The organism is Massilia rubra, from assembly GCF_011682065.1.
Taxonomy (GTDB): domain Bacteria; phylum Pseudomonadota; class Gammaproteobacteria; order Burkholderiales; family Burkholderiaceae_D; genus Telluria_A; species Telluria_A rubra.
Genome location: NZ_VUYU01000020.1, coordinates 49,715 through 64,865, shown reverse-complemented (window position 1 = coordinate 64,865; position 15,151 = coordinate 49,715). Strand labels below are relative to the sequence as shown.

Here is a 15,151-nt window from a genome sequence, read left to right as displayed (position 1 = left end):
TTCCCGCCGTCGGCGGCAGAGACGGTGTCGGATATCGTGGCCGACATGGCTTCCATCGACGCCATTGGCGTCACCGCAATTCCCTCATTCCCACGGAGCCTCCAGCATGCGCCAGCAAGACCGCCAGAATCCCCAATTGATCCCTGTTTCGCGCCTGACGCGCGCCGTCCGCGGGGCGCTGCACGCGAGCGCCTGCGCCGGCCTGCTGGCCCATGGCGCCGCCTCGGCCCAGGCGAGCGAGGCGCCGATGCCGAAGGTGGAGATCACCGGTTCGGCCATCAAGCGCATCGTCACCGAAACCCCGCTGCCGGTGCAGATCGTCACGCGCGAAGAAATCGAGAAGACCGGCGTGACCACCGCCGCCGAACTGATGGCGCGCATCTCGTCGAACGTGGGCGGCCTGACCGATGGCGCCAGCATCAACGTCGGCGGCGACCAGCGCGGCTTCAATAGCGCCAACCTGCGCGGCATCGGCACCTCGTCGACCCTGGTGCTGCTCAACGGCCGGCGCATGGCCAACTTCGCGTCCCCTGGCGACGATTCCGGCGTGGACCTGAACAATATTCCGGCGGCGGCCATCTCGCGCGTCGAAGTGCTGCTCGACGGCGCCTCGGCCCTGTACGGCACCGACGCGGTCGGCGGCGTCATCAACTTCATCACGCGCAAGGATTTCCGTGGCGTCGAGATCAACGCCTACGCGCTCGGCACCAAGGAAGGCGGCGCCGGCAAGCGCGCCGCCACCCTCAGCCTGGGCACGGGCGAACTGGAAAAGGACGGCTACAACGTGTTCGCCGTGCTCGACGTGCAAAGCACCGAGCGCCTGAACACCTCGCAGCGCAGCTTCATCAATGAACTGCGGATCCCGCAGCGCCTCGGCCATTTGCTGTCGAGCTATACCAGCCCGGCGAACATCCGCCTCTCCTCGTCCCAGCGCGACTACCTGCAGGAAACCGGCTTCTTGCTCAACGGCCGGACGATTACCAACCGCCAGATCAACCTGGCGATCCCGACCTGCGCGGCGCCGGCCAATCTGTACCTGCCGGACGGCACCGGCGGCGTGGACGCCTGCACCTACAACTACATGGGCGACACCGAGCTGTACCCCAAGTCGAACAAGCAGAACCTGCTCAGCCGGGGCGTGTTCAAGCTCGGCGCCGACACCCAGGCCTACGCCGAAATGGCCCTGAGCCGCTCGCGCACCAACTACGTCGGCTCGTCGGCGCGCGTGACCGCCTACATCGATTACCGCAAGATTCCAGCCCTGGCCAATAGCGGCCTGGACCAAGTCGATGACGACAATCCCGGCGAACTCCAGCTGCGCATGCGGCTCAATGAAGCCGGCATGCGCAGCAGCGAACTGACCAGCGAAAGCCAGCGCTACGTGGCCGGCGTGACCGGCATCGCGGCCGGCTGGGATTACGACGTGGGCTACAACCATAGCGTGAACACCGTCAAGGACAGGGATACCCACGGTTACGTGCTGCTCGACAAGCTGCTCGCTGGCGTGGCCGACGGCAGGATCAATCCCTTCGGCCCGTCCGGCGCCGAAGGCGTGGCGCTGCTCGATAGCATCCAGGTCAACGACGTGGTGCGGCGCGCGCGCGGCACCATGGATTCGCTCGACTTCAAGGCCTCGCGTTCCTTGATGACGCTGGCCGGCGGCGACCTGGGCGTGGCGGTGGGCGCCGAAGCGCGCCGCGAGCGCACCGATTTCAATCCGTCGGCCTTGCTCATGAGCGACAACATCAACAACGATTCCGCGCCCGAAGGCGGCAAGGCCACCAGCGACCAGCGCAAGGTGTACGCGGTGTTCGGCGAAGTGCTGGCGCCCTTCACCAAGGAGTGGCAGGGCCAGTTCTCGGCGCGCTACGACCGCTACCAACGCGTCGGCGGCGCCCTGAGCCCGAAAATCGGCATGGCGTACACCCCGAACAAGGCGCTCACCGTGCGCGCCTCGGCCGGCAAGGGCTTCCGCGCACCGTCGATGTCCGACCTGTACCGCCCGACCGTCTACAGCAGCACCGCCACCCTGCCCGACCCGGTCTACTGCGCCACCGTGGATAACAACTATGCCGATTGCGCCACCAACTGGGATACGCGCCGCTACAGCAACGTCAACCTGAAACCGGAAAGCAGCCGCCAGGTGTCGGCCGGCATCGTGATGGAGCCGAGCAAGCACTGGAACGCCAGCCTGGACTACTGGAAGATCAAGCGCACCGATCTGATCAGCGAAATCGGCGACGACATCATCCTCGGCAACCTGGGCAAGTACGGCAGCCTGGTCCACCGCGATGAAGACGGCGTGATCGAGTACATCGAACTGCACAAGGAAAACCGTGGCGCCCAGATCGCCAGCGGGCTGGACCTGGTGGTCAACCTGCGCAGCGCGAATACCGGCCTGGGCCGCTTCGGCGCGCGCCTGAACGGCACCTATGTGCTCGATTCGAAAATCCAGACCGCCACGGGCGACCCGTACATCAGCAACCTGGGCAAGTTCGTCACCGACAGCGTGGTGCAGCGCTGGCGCCATACGGTCAGCCTGGACTGGGACCAGGGTCCGCTCTCGGCCACCGTGTCCAACAGTTTTTCGGCCGGCTACGACGACCAGAACTCGGCCATCAACGTCGACAACGGCACCGTGGTGGCGGCCAACCGCGTGAAAGCGTATTCGCTGTGGGACATGTCGCTGGCCTATGAGTTTGGCAAGAACCTGAAACTGCGCGCCGGCGTGCAAAACCTGTTCGACAAGGCGCCGCCGTACTCGAACCAGGCCAACTTCTTCATTTCCGGCTACGACCCAACCTACACCGACCCGCGCGGACGGCGCTTTTATGGCAGCGTGAACTACGCGTTCCGCTAAGTCAGTACGCATGTTGTGGATTCGCGCAGCCGGCACGGTGGTGCTGGCTTCCTGCCTCGGCCTGTGGCCGGTGCCGATCGACCCGGTCGGCTGGGAGGCGCCCACCGCGCCCGGCTACACCGGCGTGCACGCCGCCAACAGCAAGCTGGCGGGCGCGCAGCGCATCGACCTGCACGGTGAAGTCGGGCCGGAACACATGCTCGAAGGCCCGGACGGCAAGTTGTACCTGGGCGTCAGGAGCGGCAACATCCTGCGCATGAACCCCGATGGCAGCGGCCAGCACGTGTTCGCCGCCACCGGCGGGCGCCCGCTCGGCATGGCGTTCGCCGCCGATGGCAGCCTGGTGGTGGCGGACGGCGTCAAGGGCTTGCTGTCGGTCGCGCCAGGCGGCCAGGTGTCGGCACTGGGCGAGGCCCGGGCGCGTTTTCTCAACGCGGTGGCCATTGGCGCCAGCGGCAAGATCTACGTCACCGAATCGTCCACGCGCTTCCCCCCCGCCCGCCACGGCGGCACGGTGGAAGCGGCCATGCTCGATGTGATGGAGCAGTCGGCCACGGGACGGGTGCTGGAATACGATCCGGCGACCAAGGCGCTACGCGAGCTCGCGCGCGGTTTCTCGCTGGTCAATGGAATTGCCCTGAGCGCCGATGGAGCGAGCCTGTTCGTCAGCGAGAGCGGGCGCTACAGGGTGTGGAAGATCGCGATTGAAGCCGATCAACTCGATGTGGGCAAGCCGTCCATGCAGGCGCAGATCCTGTTCGACAACCTGCCCGGCTATCCGGACAACCTGACCCGCGCGCCCGATGGCGCGCTCTGGCTGGGCTTCGGCGGCCAGCGGAACGACCTGGACAAGATGGCGCGCCGGCCTTTTCTCCGCCGCGTGGTGCTGCGCATCCCGCGCTTTTTGTGGGCCGCGCCCATACCGGTCGGGCACGTGATGGCCTTCAGCGAAGACGGCAATGTACTGGACGACCTGCAAGACCCGGGCGGCGCTTCGCCCCTGACCACCGGCGCCACCGTCAGCGCGGCTCGCCTGTACATTCACAACGCCGACGGCGGCGCGCTCGGATGGATCGCGCGCCCGCCGCGCGCGGCGGGGGAGGCTAGCTCCCGGACAATGATGCAAGCGGCACTCTGCGGCGAGGGCGGCGGCGAGCGCGCCAATATTCATCTTCCTTATTTTTTGGCGCAAGCGCCGGCTGAGCTATCGTGCCGACGCTCGCGTCCGGGACTCAGCGTTTGACTGTCATGCCGCGTAAATATTCTTGGGCTTTGGTTATGGACGCGCTTGTGGGACTGGTTCCGGAACATACTCCGGCGATGGCGACATAGGTGGAGTCAATCACTTTAAGCGCGACCGTATCGTCGGGAGATTTTAGCTTCGTTTTTGCATCGGCGCAGCTCTTTCCATCCTTAATGGCTTGAATTGCATATGCGGACAGCAAAGTCGACTTGTATTCGTCTTCCTCAAGGACCGAGATAATCCCGAGAAGCTCCACAGTAACAGGAATTGCAGCCGCGGCAGCCAAGTCGATCAGTTCACGGTGCAGCTTTGAGAACTCGGCATACGTGCCCACGTCGAGGTTTATTGACGACATCGCGACAGCTTTAAGCCTCATTGCCGGATCGTCGAAACCGATATTCTTAACGCTTACCGTGGATGTTTTTCCAGCCATGGTGGCCGACGCGGCCACCACCGGAAAACTAACGGATATCTTGCCCTCCGCGCTCGCAAATGACATGACGGTCCGGATAGCTTGACCGTAGACCATTCTAGTTTTACCGTCAGTAGCAAGACACTCTTTGGACCGCGAGAACTCAAAAACAGCAATCATCTCTTCGCCGGACGATTCGGAGCTCCCCATTCCGCCGACTATGTTGAGTTTGGCTGCGGCGCTTCGGCTCATGGTGTACCGATATGTGTCAAAGTTGCCCCCGATCTCGGCGATTGTCGGTGGGGCCGCGCACTTGGGGAAAGTAATTGGCTTGTTGTCCGGATTGGGGACGCGGACCTCCACGACACTTTGCCGGGATCCGAAGGCTTTGGAGATGATATTCCCAAAGATGCTAGGTGATGGCGCCGCTTCCACCGACGCTGGTCCCCGGCCGGGAGTGGGCTGCGGGCCCACAGGAACATACTCTGCGGCGACAGTCGGGCGAATCGTCAAAGTCAACAGCAATGTCATCGCGCCGAGACTACAAAAACTCTTGATATTCATTTAGTTTCCCCTCATTGTTTTGATTCCAAGTTTGGGCGCCCCCAATGAGAGCACGCTACTGGGTCCGGCTGCGCTGCCAATTCCATTTCGTGAGGATGCGGTTGATAGAGCACCTCTTTTCAAGGACGCGAACCAATGAGTATATGTATTTACATATCGTGCATTCTATTCAATTATCACATCCGTATCATTTTGACCAGAAATCAAGTCGGAGCTCATGCGGGAGGATGGTCATCCGTTAGTGGAAGGCATCTCGGGGCGATTGAGGACAGCACGTGCTAGCGGCACGCTTGAATGGGCTGGTTCCATCAGATACAGCCGCTCCCCGGCCGGAAGGCTTTCTATCAAGCCGGCTAGCGCTTCAGGCCATACCAGGCGCACGCCAGCACCGGCATGCCGAGGGTCGCGGCCGACACCGCATCCCACCAGCCATCGCCGAGCAGGGCCGCGACGAGGCCGACGCAAGTGAGCACGCCAAACACGATGGGCCAGCCCCACAGGGCCAGGAACGGCGCTTTCATGGCGCGCTCCCGGCGGCCACGGCGGCGCCCCTGAGCTGCGGGTTGCCGGCGCGCGCGCGCTTGCGCTTGCGCCACAGGTAGACCCCGCTGCCCAGCACCACGACGGTGGCGATGTCGAGCAAGGCCCACCAGACTTGCATCCAGACCCCGCCGTAATCGCCAAAGTGCAATGGCTGGGAAATCAGCAAGCCGGTCAGGTACCACGGCAGGTCGCGGCTGTCGGTCACGCGGCCAGTCACGGCATCGACCAGCACCGGCTTGTACAGGCGCGAGGTCAGCGCTTCCTTGCCGTGCATGAAGATGCCGTAGTGATGGGGACTGGAAAACGCGGTGCCGGGCCAGGCAATGAAGCCGACCTGCATGCCGGGCTCGAGCTTGAGCGCAGCGTCGACCCCCGGCCGCAACGGCCCCAGCGCGGCCGGCGCGGGCAGGTCCTTGTAGGGGGCGATCATGGCGGCCAACTGGTCGTTCTGCCAGTACTTCAGCAGCAGGTCGGCCCAGGTATTGATCATGCCGGTGGCGCCGACCACCAGCGCCCACACCAGGGTGACGATGCCGAGCAGGTTATGCATGTCGAGCCACTTGAGGCGGCTGGCGCGCTCGCGCCGCACGGTGCCAAATTGCAACTTGCGCATGAAGGGCGCGTACAGCACCACGCCGGACACCGTGGCAATCAGGAACAGCAACCCCATCAACCCCAAAAACAGCATGCCCCACAGCCCGGCAAACAGGTCCGCGTGCAGGCGCAGCATGATGTTCATGAAGGTGCCTTCGAACTTGTTTTCCCGGATCACTTTGCCGGTGCGGGAATCGACCGCGATCGACTTGAAATCCGGGTCGAGCCGGGTCTTGCCCACGGTAAGGTGCCAGATCTTGTCGTCGTCGGCTTCCTGCGACATGTATTGCATCACCATGTCCGGATACAGGGCCAGGCCGGCGCCGATCACGGTGTCGACACTGGCCTTGGGCGTGCCGGGCGCCATCTCGGGCGCGACGATCTCGTTGCCCAGCAGTTCCCCGATCTGGTGATGGAAGATCAGCGGCAGGCCGGTCAGGCACAGCAGCAGCATGAAGATCGTGCAGACCAGGCTGGTCCACTTGTGTATCCAGGCCCAGCGGCGGACGGTATTCGGTGTCATGACAGAGGGCGCCGGGCAGGCTGGCACAGTGGCTAAACGCGAATGATAATGGAGATCATTCTCAATTACCAGAAACCTGCGCACCTGGCAGTTTATAATGGGAATCGTTTCCACCTGACTTACTGACAACCCGCCATGCATAAGCCTCACTTCGCCCCCACCCCTTTCGCCCTCGCCGCCTTCCTGCTGGCCAGCTTCGCCGCGCAGGCGCAGGCGCAGACCAGCGCCGTCGAGAGCGACGCCGCCATTCCCACCGTCACCGTAACGGCGTCGGCCGACGCGTCGGCGGAAGGCTTGTCGCGGGCGTATGCCGGCGGGCAGGTGGCGCGCGGCGGGCGCATGGGCTTGCTGGGCAATATGGACATCATGAATTCGGCGTTCAGCAGCACCAGCTATACCCAGCAGTTCATCGCCGACCAGCAGGCCCGCAGCGTCGGCGACCTGCTGCAGAGCGACCCGGCGGTGCGCCTGTCCCGCGGCTACGGCAATTTCCAGGAAGTCTATATGATCCGCGGCTTCGCGCTCGATTCGGACGATGTCGGCTACAACGGCCTGTATGGCGTGCTGCCGCGCCAGTATGTCTCGCCCGAACTGCTGGAACGGGTGGAAGTGTTTCGCGGCGCCAGCGCGTTCCTGAACGGGGCCGCGCCGGGCGGCAGCGGCAGCGGCGGCGCCATCAACCTGATGCCCAAGCGCGCCGGCAACAGTCCGCTGACCGAAGTAACAGTCGGCGTCGAGAGTGGCGGCCATGCCTACGCCGCAATCGACCTCGGCCGCCGCTTTGGCGACCAGCAGCAGTTCGGCATGCGCCTCAATGCCGCCAAACGCGGCGGCGAAACCAGTGTGGCGCGCGAAGAACACGGGGTGAGCATGTTCTCGGTGGGCCTCGATTACCGCGCGCGCGCGCTGCGCCTGTCGGCCGATGCGGGCTACCAGGATTTCGACCTCGACGCACCGCGTCCGAGCGTCGGCACGGCCGGCATCGCCGCCATTCCCGGCGCGCCCGACGCCAGGCGTAACTTCGGCCAGCCCTGGAGCTTTTCCAGGGAGCGCGATGTATTCGGCACGATGCGCGCCGAAGTTGATCTCGGCAACGAGATGACCGCCTGGGCGGCCGTGGGCACCCGGTCCACCAAGGAATCGAACAGCCTGGGCGAGCCGGCGCTGTCTTCGCTCGACGGCAATGCCAGCGTGTACCGCTTCGACAATGCGCGCAAGCAGGAAATCCGCACCGGCGAACTCGGCCTGCGCGCCAGGGTGCGTACCGGCGCGCTCGCGCACGCGCTGGTGGCCAGTTGGTCGGGACATTGGAACGAAGCGAAAAATGCCTACGCGATCAGCAATTTTGCCGGCGTGCCGACCAACATCTACCACCCGCTCGACGCAGCCGCGCCACTGCCCGATTTCTTCACCGGCGGGGTGATGAGCGACCCGCGCATCACGCAAAAAACCATCCTCACCAGCTACGCCGTGGCCGATACCGTTTCCCTGCTCGACGACAATGTGATGATCACCCTCGGCCTGCGCCGCCAGACCATCAAGGATGCCGGTTTCGCCTACGGCAGCGCGCAGCAAACCTCGCAGTACGACGGCAGCGCCAACACCCCGGTGGCCAGCGTGGTGTACAAGGTCAACAAGCGCGTGTCGGTGTATGCGAACTACATCGAAGCCCTGGTCAAGGGACCTGTGGCCAGCGGCAACACCGCGGCCGGGCGCCAGGTGGCCAATCTCGGCGAAGTGTTTTCGCCGTACAAGTCGAAACAGAAGGAAGCCGGCGTCAAGTATGACGGCGGCAAACTCGGCATGAGCGCGGCGGTGTTTACGACCGCCAAACCGTTGCTGGCCATCCAGGGCGATGTGGCCGGCCTGTTCGGCGAACAAAGCAACCAAGGCGTGGAATTGTCGCTGTTCGGCGCTCCGCTGCGCGGCGTGCGCCTGCTGGGCGGCCTGACCCTGCTCGATACCGAACAGGGCAACACCAACATCGCCGCCAACAACGGCAAGCACGCCATCGGCGCCCCGAAAACGCAGCTAAACGCCAGCGCCGAATGGGATGTGCCCGGCGTGTCCGGCCTGAGCGTCAATCTGCGCTCGCTGTACACCTCGACCCAATATGCCGACCTGGCCAATACCAAGCAAGTGCCGGCCTGGACCCGCATCGACATCGGTGCGCGTTACCTGACCAGCATCGGCGCGCGCACGCTGACCCTGCGCGCGCGCATCGACAATGCCGCCAACCGCAACTATTGGGCCTCGACCGGCTCCTCGTTCGACGCCGGCTACCTGGTGGCGGCGACCCCGCGCACCGTGGTGTTGTCGGGCAGCCTGGCGTTCTGAGGCACGAGCGCCATGATCCAGGCAATCTATCCGATCGTCAGCCTGTTCCTGCCCGACAGCTTCCTCGACCGCTCGCTCGACGACGTCAACGGCACGGCGCCCCTGCCCGATGCGGGCGGCGGCCTGGCGCGGCGGGTGGCGGCGGTGCAGGCAAAACCGATGAAGCTGCTTCAGACCGACGAGCTGTGCACCCTGCTGCGCCAGCGCGAGGGCGGCGTGCTGGCGCTGGCGCTGGCCTTGTACGTCGTCGGCCAGGAAGCGCTGATCCAGGCCGACGCCAGCCCCGGCGACCTGTTCAGGCTGACCCTGGAATACGACTGGGCCGACTGGCACGCGGCCCAGCGCTTCGGGATCGATCCGTGGGTGTGCCTGCTGGAGGCGCAGTCGGGCCTGGCCGGCCTGCGCGAGTCCATGGCCACGATGGAAGCGCTGTGTACGCGGCTCGATGGGGCCGCCACGGCGCAGCCGGCCGCGTATCTCGCTCCGGACCCGCAGCTGATGCGCTGATCGCGCGGTTGCGGCATGATACCGCTGCGCAGCCAATCATGCATCCGGGCACTTGCGGTGGGGGTGCCAATTCCAGGTGCCGCCGGACTTGACCAGCTTGACCCGCCACGGCGCCATTTTGCCTTCGATGCACCGCGCCTGCGCGCTCAGTTCGCCGTTCGCCTCCCAGCGTTCTTCTGACAGCTCGGCCGCCTTGTAGTCCGGTTTGGTGGGATGCAGGAGATAATCGCCCCCGGTCCAGGACTGGCGGCCGTCGAGCGCATAGACAGTCCAGGTGGCGCCATCCCTGCCGTTGTCCTGCGACGTGGCCAGGTAGGCGCGCCGGTCGGCCGAAAACAGCACGGCGTCGCCGCCGGGGCCGACCTTGCCCGTTGCTTCGTTAACCAGCTTGCCCGTCAACTCGTCGCCATTGACATGGGCGAGCAGGATGAAGCCCTCCTTTCGCTCGCAAAATGCATAGCGTTCACCGTCCAGCGGCTCGTCGTAAGGCGGCTTGTCGGTGAATGCCAGCGTCTTGCCGGCGGCCTCGACCTGCAACACATGCTTCGATTGCCGCTTGACCACGCCGGCGGCCATCGCCTTGATGCGCTTCGCTTCCAAACCGGCCTTGCCGCTGTCGCCACAGGTCAATGCCAGGCTCGCCGCCTGCGTGGTTCCCGCCGCCAGGACGGCCAGCACGGCGCCACAATGCTGCAGATGCTTGTTCACTCGATTCCCCTTGTTATGGATAGCATGCATTTCCGATCCATAATTATGCAACATCGGCGCTTCCGCAGCGAGCAGCCGCGCGCACGCCAGCGCATGCCCTTGCTATAATCGGCGTCGACGGCGCCCACGCTGGCGCACGATTTATCTGGCTCTGGCATGCGCATTGAACACCGCAACAACGTCAAGATGCGCGGGTACGGTCCGGCCACACTGGTATTCGCGCACGGCTTCGGCTGCGCAGCCCCACCTTGGCCGCTTCAAGCCGCTCGACCAACTCGATCAGGTTCTTGAGCGACCGGCCTAGCTGGACTTTGAATATTGGAAAGGGATTGTGGATTGTCGTTGTGCTTGAGCTACCCGCCGCTCGCTGGTCGGACGCGGGAGTGAGACAAACCCTCGTTTGTTGGCCCCGACCAGACCACGTGAGCAAAGTGCGTCGACTTTGAAACATGGTTAATTTTATGCCGTGCTCGCCTTGTGCTGGATCAGCTCCACCTTGTAGCCGTCCGGATCTTCGATAAAGGCAATGATCTCGTTCCTGTCACCTTGCAATGGCCCGGCAGCACGTGTCACTTTCGCACCGGCGGCCGCCGCGTCCTGCGTGGCAGCGAATATATCCGCTACGCCGATCGCAATATGCCCATATGCGGTTCCTATTGCATATGCACGCTGGTCCCAGTTGTGCGTGAGCTCCAGCACCGTGGTGTCGTTCTCCTCGCCATAGCCGACGAAGGCCAGCGTGAATCGTCCCTCGCTGAAGTCCATGCGCCGCAACAGCCGCATGCCGCAAATGCGCTGGTAGAAATCGAGCGAGACGTCCAAGTCCCGCACCCTTAGCATTGTGTGCAACATGCGGCCGGCGATGATCGCCCCGGCTTGGGACGCCGGCGCTGAATTGACTGTGATATTCGGCGGCGCCTTCCCGGGGGCGAGCGACATGTGTTCCTCCAATCTTTGGCGGTAATGGGTAAGCGTAAAAGAAGCCCCGCGCACAGGCTGAGCTTCACCTGCAGTTGGCTAGCGGTAGTACGGCGAGTGCATGTCCCGGCTCGCGATTTCGGTCACGTTCGCATCAAATATTCGGGTGTAGAAAGCGGCGTTCAGAGCGGTCGCCTCCGTCGGGAAGTAGTCCACCGCGAACTTGCGGGCATTCTCGACCGTGTCGAACGCGTACAGCCCTCCTGGGGTTCCGCTATGTACACCGGACAGCCAGGTCTTCGACAATAGACCTGGCTGGCGCTTCAGGACCGGATTGAGTTTGCGCCAAGGCACAGCCTGGTCGAAGGGCATGGCATGCAGTTGCACTTCCGTATAGACGTAGGCACCGGGCTTGACGTCGATCTTGCCATCATAGTGAACCGAGTTCATTTCCCGGCTCGCCGCTTCGGTCGCTGCGGCGTCGAATACCCGTGTCGTTTGTGCGACGCCAAAACTGCGTGCTTCTTCCGGGAAGTAGCCCGTCACGAACTTCTGCGCGTTTTCGATCGTATCAAAGGCATACAGTCCCCCTGCGGAATGGTTGCCGACGCCCGCAAGCCAGGTCTTGTTGATGAAGCCCGGCTGCTTCTTGATGCTGTCGTTGATTCGCTTCCACGGCACGTTTTCGAACGGGACGGAAAGTTGTAGTTCAGTATAGACATACGCTTTGTGGGTCATGCTTTTCTCCTGTTGAATGAGGGTAGTTTGGGCGGCGGCATTGAACGCGCCGAAAACCGTCGCGAGGACGGTGACGGCGGCTAGCTTGAATGTGCTGTTCACGGACACCATGCAAATTTTCATAGGTATACGGGCTCTCTGTTAAGTTAAAATAACGATCGCTACATAACGATCGCTGATGAGGATATTAAATAACGATCGTTATATTGTCAATCGCTAAATAGCGATCGATATATTCATTGAGGGATGCGATGCGACATAAAGGTGTAAACAAGGACGAAACGCGGCTCAGAGTGACCGAGGCGATCAGTCGCGGTTTCCGCAAGCACGGCTTTGCCGGTGTCGGCGTGGATGCGCTGGCAAAGGGGGCGGGCGTCACGTCGGGAGCCTTCTACTCGCACTTCGGCTCGAAGATCGGCGCCTTCGAGGTCGCGCTCGGTGTCGGACTTGACGAAGTGATCAGCGGTATTCCGTACTATCAGCGTGAGTTCGGCGCCGGTTGGCTAAAGGCGTTTGTCGATTACTACATGGGCAAGGCGCACCGGGAAGACCTCGAATGCGGTTGCGCGATGGCTTCCCTGACGCCAGACCTTGTCCGTGCGGACTCGGCCATGCAGACTGTGTTCGAAGAAAAGATGAATGTGATTGTCGACATCGTCGCTCGCGGACTGCAGGCCGAGGACCACGCCGCGGCACGCGCGAGGGCATGGGCGATGCTCGGTGTCCTAATCGGCGGCCTGAACCTTGCCCGTGCCATGCGCAGCCAAGCGGCCATCGGCGAGCTTGCCAGTGCCATAACGACCGCGGCCATCGCGGCGGCGGGACCTTCGTGCATCGTGAACGACTTGGCGCTGTAGGCGCCGCGCGCGGGTAACCGTACTGTAGCAGCCGTAATCCAGACCACTGAGCACGTTGACGTTGGCGTGCTGGTCCGTGAACAGTTCCGTCTGGTAAGAACAAGAGCGGAACGATTTCTGAAGACCATCATAGTGGAGGACGATTTGTTTAACCAGCTTCGCAATCTGGGAATGGCATCGTCACAGATGCTCTATTCAGCGCATCGTCGACATGTTCGACCGCCAGCTGCGCCATATGTCGCACCTGGTCGACGACCTGATGGAAGTGGCGCGCATCAGCCAGGGCAAGCTGGTGCTGCGCGTCGAGCCGGTGTGCCTGGCAGCCTGTCGGACTTGGGATCGTCGGCTGCAAAAATAGCTGGGACGGTCCATATTTCACCGCTTTCGCAGTGCCAATAGCGAGCTATTGGCACTGCGAAAGCGCCAAAATCTGGCCTCGCCCAGCTATTTTTTCGCTTCGACTCCCCAAGTCCGACAGGCTGCTGGGCGAGATAGTGCGGTCGGCGGTGGCCGACCTGCAGGCGTAGATCGGCGCCGCCGGCCATGCGCTCACGCTGGCCTTGCCGCCCAGGCCCCTGACGGTGCGGGGCGACCCGACCAGGTTGACCCAGGTGCTGGTCAACCTGCTCGGCAACGCCTGCAAATACACGCCGCCGGGCGGGCGCATCGCGCTCGCGCTGCGCGAAGACGATGGCATGGCCGTGATCGCCGTCAGCGACAGCGGCATCGGTATTCCGCCCGAGGCGCTGGACGCCGTGTTCGAGATGTTCTCGCAACTCGAACCGGCCCTCAAGCGCGCGCACGGCGGCCTGGGAATCGGCCTGGCGCTGGCCAAGGGGCTGGTGGCACTGCATCACGGCGCCATCGGCGCCACCAGCGCCGGTGCGGGACAGGGCAGCACCTTCACGGTGCGCCTGCCGCTCGCACCAGACGTGCGCAGCGGCGCGGCCAGCGGCGCGCAGGCGGCTGCGCGCCCCGCCCCGCTTCAGGTGCTGGTGGTGGACGACAACCGCGATGCGGCCGAGATGCTGACGGCCGTACTCGACCTGGGCGGCTACCGCACCGCCGTCGCCCATTGCGGCGAGCAGGCCACCGGCTACCTGCGCGCGCATCCGGCGCAGGCATGCATTCTCGATATCGGCCTGCCCGACATCAACGGTTACGAACTGGCGCGCCGCATCCGCGCCATGCCGCTCGAAAAGCAGCCGCTCCTGATCGCCCTGACCGGCTGGGGCCAGCCGTCGGATGTGGAGGCCGCCATCGCCGCCGGATTCGACCATCACCTGTCCAAGCCGGTCGAGTTCGCGGCGGTGCGGCGCCTGCTGGCGGCGCTGGACGTGTCCTGACATCGGGCGCAGCGGCCGCTTCACTTGCGCTTGACCGCCACGCCGGCAAAGCGGGTCCACTCGACGTTGCCGTCGAAGGACTTGATCTCGTTCCAGCCCGGCTCGAAATCGCCATCCTTCAGTTCCAGCAGTTCGCGCTCGAGCAGTTGGCGCAGGGCGGCCACGTCGCCGATCTTGCTGCCGCTGAAGGGGCGCGTGACCAGCACGTTTTGCACCGCCAGCGCCTGCACGTTGTAGACGCCGATGTTCTTGTAGCTGAACGGGCGCACGCTGTACGGGCTGCTGGTCGGCACATCGAAGCTTGCCAGGGTCAGGCCGCTGTTTTGCGCCAGGCGGCTGATCTGCCCGTGCGGCCAGCCGGCCACCGAGAAGGCCGCGTAGGCTTCGCCGGAGCGCACTTTCTGGAACGCGGCGGCGTCGCTGTCGACGTCGATGTAGCGCATATTGTAGCCAAGTAGCTTGTCGAGCTGGCGCACCATCAGCTGGGCCGAGCCGACCAGCGCCACCGGCGCGCCGCGCAGTTCCGACATCTTGGTGATGCGCACGGTGCGCGTGTCGCCCTTGAGCACGCCGTACTTCTTCGGCCCCTCCAGGGTGAAGCCGTTGGCGGAGGTGACGATGTGCAGGTAGTTGCTGTTGAGCGAAGCGACCACCAGCAGCGCAGCGATGCTGGCGTCGCCTTCCGCCATTTTCTTGAGCGCGTCCATCGGCACGATGCCGACGTCGGCCTTCTTGATCGACAGCGTGGTCAGGTTATCGAGCCCGCCTTCGGTGTTCACTTCGCACAGCGGCATGGTGTTTTTCGACACGCGCACCAGGTCGGCGTACAGCTTGGAGTAGCCTTTGCCGGCGGGGCCGGTGGCCACTTTCAGGCCATCGCAGGCGGCCGGCGGCGCGCCGTCGAGGCGGGCCGCGTGGGATGGCGTTGCGCAGAAGGCCAGGGCAAGCGTCAGGGACAAAGGGATCATCTTGGTTTTCATGGTGTTTTCCTTGTTGTTATA

General features: G+C 63.9%; 14 protein-coding genes. 7 read left to right on the top strand and 7 right to left on the bottom strand.

Features of this window, described 5'->3' with window-relative positions; all coding sequences use genetic code 11:
• Positions 1-106: 106 nt before the first annotated feature.
• Both F0185_RS24520 and F0185_RS24515 read left to right on the top strand, forming a co-directional pair.
• A complete protein-coding gene (locus F0185_RS24520; RefSeq protein ID WP_167228899.1) occupies positions 107-2,860 on the top strand; it encodes a TonB-dependent receptor in 2,754 nt (917 codons plus the stop codon).
• A 10-nt stretch (positions 2,861-2,870) separates the two neighbouring features.
• Positions 2,871-4,103 (top strand): SMP-30/gluconolactonase/LRE family protein, encoded by a 1,233-nt coding sequence (locus F0185_RS24515; protein WP_167228897.1) that lies wholly within the window; start codon positions 2,871-2,873, stop codon positions 4,101-4,103.
• On the opposite strand, the gene F0185_RS24510 is transcribed toward F0185_RS24515, so the two are convergent.
• The 3 genes from F0185_RS24510 to F0185_RS24500 all read right to left on the bottom strand — a co-directional run bounded on the left by F0185_RS24510 (position 4,093) and on the right by F0185_RS24500 (position 6,739).
• Entirely contained in the window at positions 4,093-5,079 is a 987-nt protein-coding gene (locus F0185_RS24510; protein WP_167228895.1) for a hypothetical protein, read from the bottom strand. The genes F0185_RS24515 and F0185_RS24510 overlap by 11 nt on opposite strands.
• A gap of 353 nt (positions 5,080-5,432) precedes the next feature.
• The gene (locus F0185_RS24505) at positions 5,433-5,600 is read right to left on the bottom strand and encodes a hypothetical protein (protein ID WP_167228893.1); all 168 of its coding nucleotides are present in this window, start codon (positions 5,598-5,600) and stop codon (positions 5,433-5,435) included.
• Entirely contained in the window at positions 5,597-6,739 is a 1,143-nt protein-coding gene (locus F0185_RS24500) for a PepSY-associated TM helix domain-containing protein (RefSeq protein WP_167228891.1), read from the bottom strand. Before F0185_RS24500 ends, F0185_RS24505 begins: the two co-directional genes overlap by 4 nt.
• Before the next feature lie 135 nt (positions 6,740-6,874).
• Here F0185_RS24500 and F0185_RS24495 point away from each other — a divergent pair, with 135 nt between their 5' ends.
• Both F0185_RS24495 and F0185_RS24490 read left to right on the top strand, forming a co-directional pair.
• Positions 6,875-9,076 (top strand): TonB-dependent receptor, encoded by a 2,202-nt coding sequence (locus tag F0185_RS24495; protein ID WP_167228889.1) that lies wholly within the window; start codon positions 6,875-6,877, stop codon positions 9,074-9,076.
• A 12-nt stretch (positions 9,077-9,088) separates the two neighbouring features.
• Positions 9,089-9,583, top strand: coding sequence for a contact-dependent growth inhibition system immunity protein (locus tag F0185_RS24490; protein WP_167228887.1), 495 nt, complete (start codon positions 9,089-9,091; stop codon positions 9,581-9,583).
• Between the two features lie 36 nt (positions 9,584-9,619).
• On the opposite strand, the gene F0185_RS24485 is transcribed toward F0185_RS24490, so the two are convergent.
• The 3 genes from F0185_RS24485 to F0185_RS24475 all read right to left on the bottom strand — a co-directional run bounded on the left by F0185_RS24485 (position 9,620) and on the right by F0185_RS24475 (position 12,058).
• The gene (locus F0185_RS24485) at positions 9,620-10,291 is read right to left on the bottom strand and encodes a hypothetical protein (protein ID WP_167228885.1); all 672 of its coding nucleotides are present in this window, start codon (positions 10,289-10,291) and stop codon (positions 9,620-9,622) included.
• A 459-nt stretch (positions 10,292-10,750) separates the two neighbouring features.
• Positions 10,751-11,143 (bottom strand): lactoylglutathione lyase, encoded by a 393-nt coding sequence (gene gloA / locus F0185_RS24480; protein WP_187362643.1) that lies wholly within the window; start codon positions 11,141-11,143, stop codon positions 10,751-10,753.
• Positions 11,144-11,308: 165 nt separating this feature from the next.
• Complete coding sequence (locus tag F0185_RS24475; protein ID WP_223164568.1) at positions 11,309-12,058, bottom strand: YdhR family protein; 750 nt, start codon at positions 12,056-12,058, stop codon at positions 11,309-11,311.
• A gap of 182 nt (positions 12,059-12,240) precedes the next feature.
• On the opposite strand from F0185_RS24475, the gene F0185_RS24470 reads away from it, so the two are divergent.
• The 3 genes from F0185_RS24470 (at position 12,241) to F0185_RS24460 (ending at position 14,150) form a co-directional block, all read left to right on the top strand.
• Positions 12,241-12,804, top strand: coding sequence for a TetR/AcrR family transcriptional regulator (locus F0185_RS24470; protein ID WP_223164567.1), 564 nt, complete (start codon positions 12,241-12,243; stop codon positions 12,802-12,804).
• Positions 12,805-13,015: 211 nt separating this feature from the next.
• Positions 13,016-13,162, top strand: a complete 147-nt coding sequence (locus tag F0185_RS24465) for a hypothetical protein (protein ID WP_167228881.1) — start codon at positions 13,016-13,018, stop codon at positions 13,160-13,162.
• A 202-nt stretch (positions 13,163-13,364) separates the two neighbouring features.
• Entirely contained in the window at positions 13,365-14,150 is a 786-nt protein-coding gene (locus tag F0185_RS24460) for an ATP-binding response regulator (RefSeq protein ID WP_167228879.1), read from the top strand.
• A gap of 20 nt (positions 14,151-14,170) precedes the next feature.
• Here the strand turns inward: F0185_RS24460 and F0185_RS24455 are convergent, their stop codons facing one another.
• A complete protein-coding gene (locus F0185_RS24455; RefSeq protein WP_167228877.1) occupies positions 14,171-15,130 on the bottom strand; it encodes a TAXI family TRAP transporter solute-binding subunit in 960 nt (319 codons plus the stop codon).
• Positions 15,131-15,151: the final 21 nt, after the last annotated feature.

Bases quoted from the DNA above. Each gene is read 5' to 3' on its own strand.
- F0185_RS24520 (WP_167228899.1), top strand. From the start codon at position 107: ATGCGCCAGCAAGACCGCCAGAATCCCCAATTGATCCCTGTTTCGCGC.
- F0185_RS24515 (WP_167228897.1), top strand. From the start codon at position 2,871: ATGTTGTGGATTCGCGCAGCCGGCACGGTGGTGCTGGCTTCCTGCCTC.
- F0185_RS24510 (WP_167228895.1), bottom strand. From the start codon at position 5,079: ATGAATATCAAGAGTTTTTGTAGTCTCGGCGCGATGACATTGCTGTTG.
- F0185_RS24505 (WP_167228893.1), bottom strand. From the start codon at position 5,600: ATGAAAGCGCCGTTCCTGGCCCTGTGGGGCTGGCCCATCGTGTTTGGC.
- F0185_RS24500 (WP_167228891.1), bottom strand. From the start codon at position 6,739: ATGACACCGAATACCGTCCGCCGCTGGGCCTGGATACACAAGTGGACC.
- F0185_RS24495 (WP_167228889.1), top strand. From the start codon at position 6,875: ATGCATAAGCCTCACTTCGCCCCCACCCCTTTCGCCCTCGCCGCCTTC.
- F0185_RS24490 (WP_167228887.1), top strand. From the start codon at position 9,089: ATGATCCAGGCAATCTATCCGATCGTCAGCCTGTTCCTGCCCGACAGC.
- gloA (WP_187362643.1), bottom strand. From the start codon at position 11,143: ATGTTGCACACAATGCTAAGGGTGCGGGACTTGGACGTCTCGCTCGAT.
- F0185_RS24475 (WP_223164568.1), bottom strand. From the start codon at position 12,058: ATGGTGTCCGTGAACAGCACATTCAAGCTAGCCGCCGTCACCGTCCTC.
- F0185_RS24465 (WP_167228881.1), top strand. From the start codon at position 13,016: ATGTTCGACCGCCAGCTGCGCCATATGTCGCACCTGGTCGACGACCTG.
- F0185_RS24455 (WP_167228877.1), bottom strand. From the start codon at position 15,130: ATGAAAACCAAGATGATCCCTTTGTCCCTGACGCTTGCCCTGGCCTTC.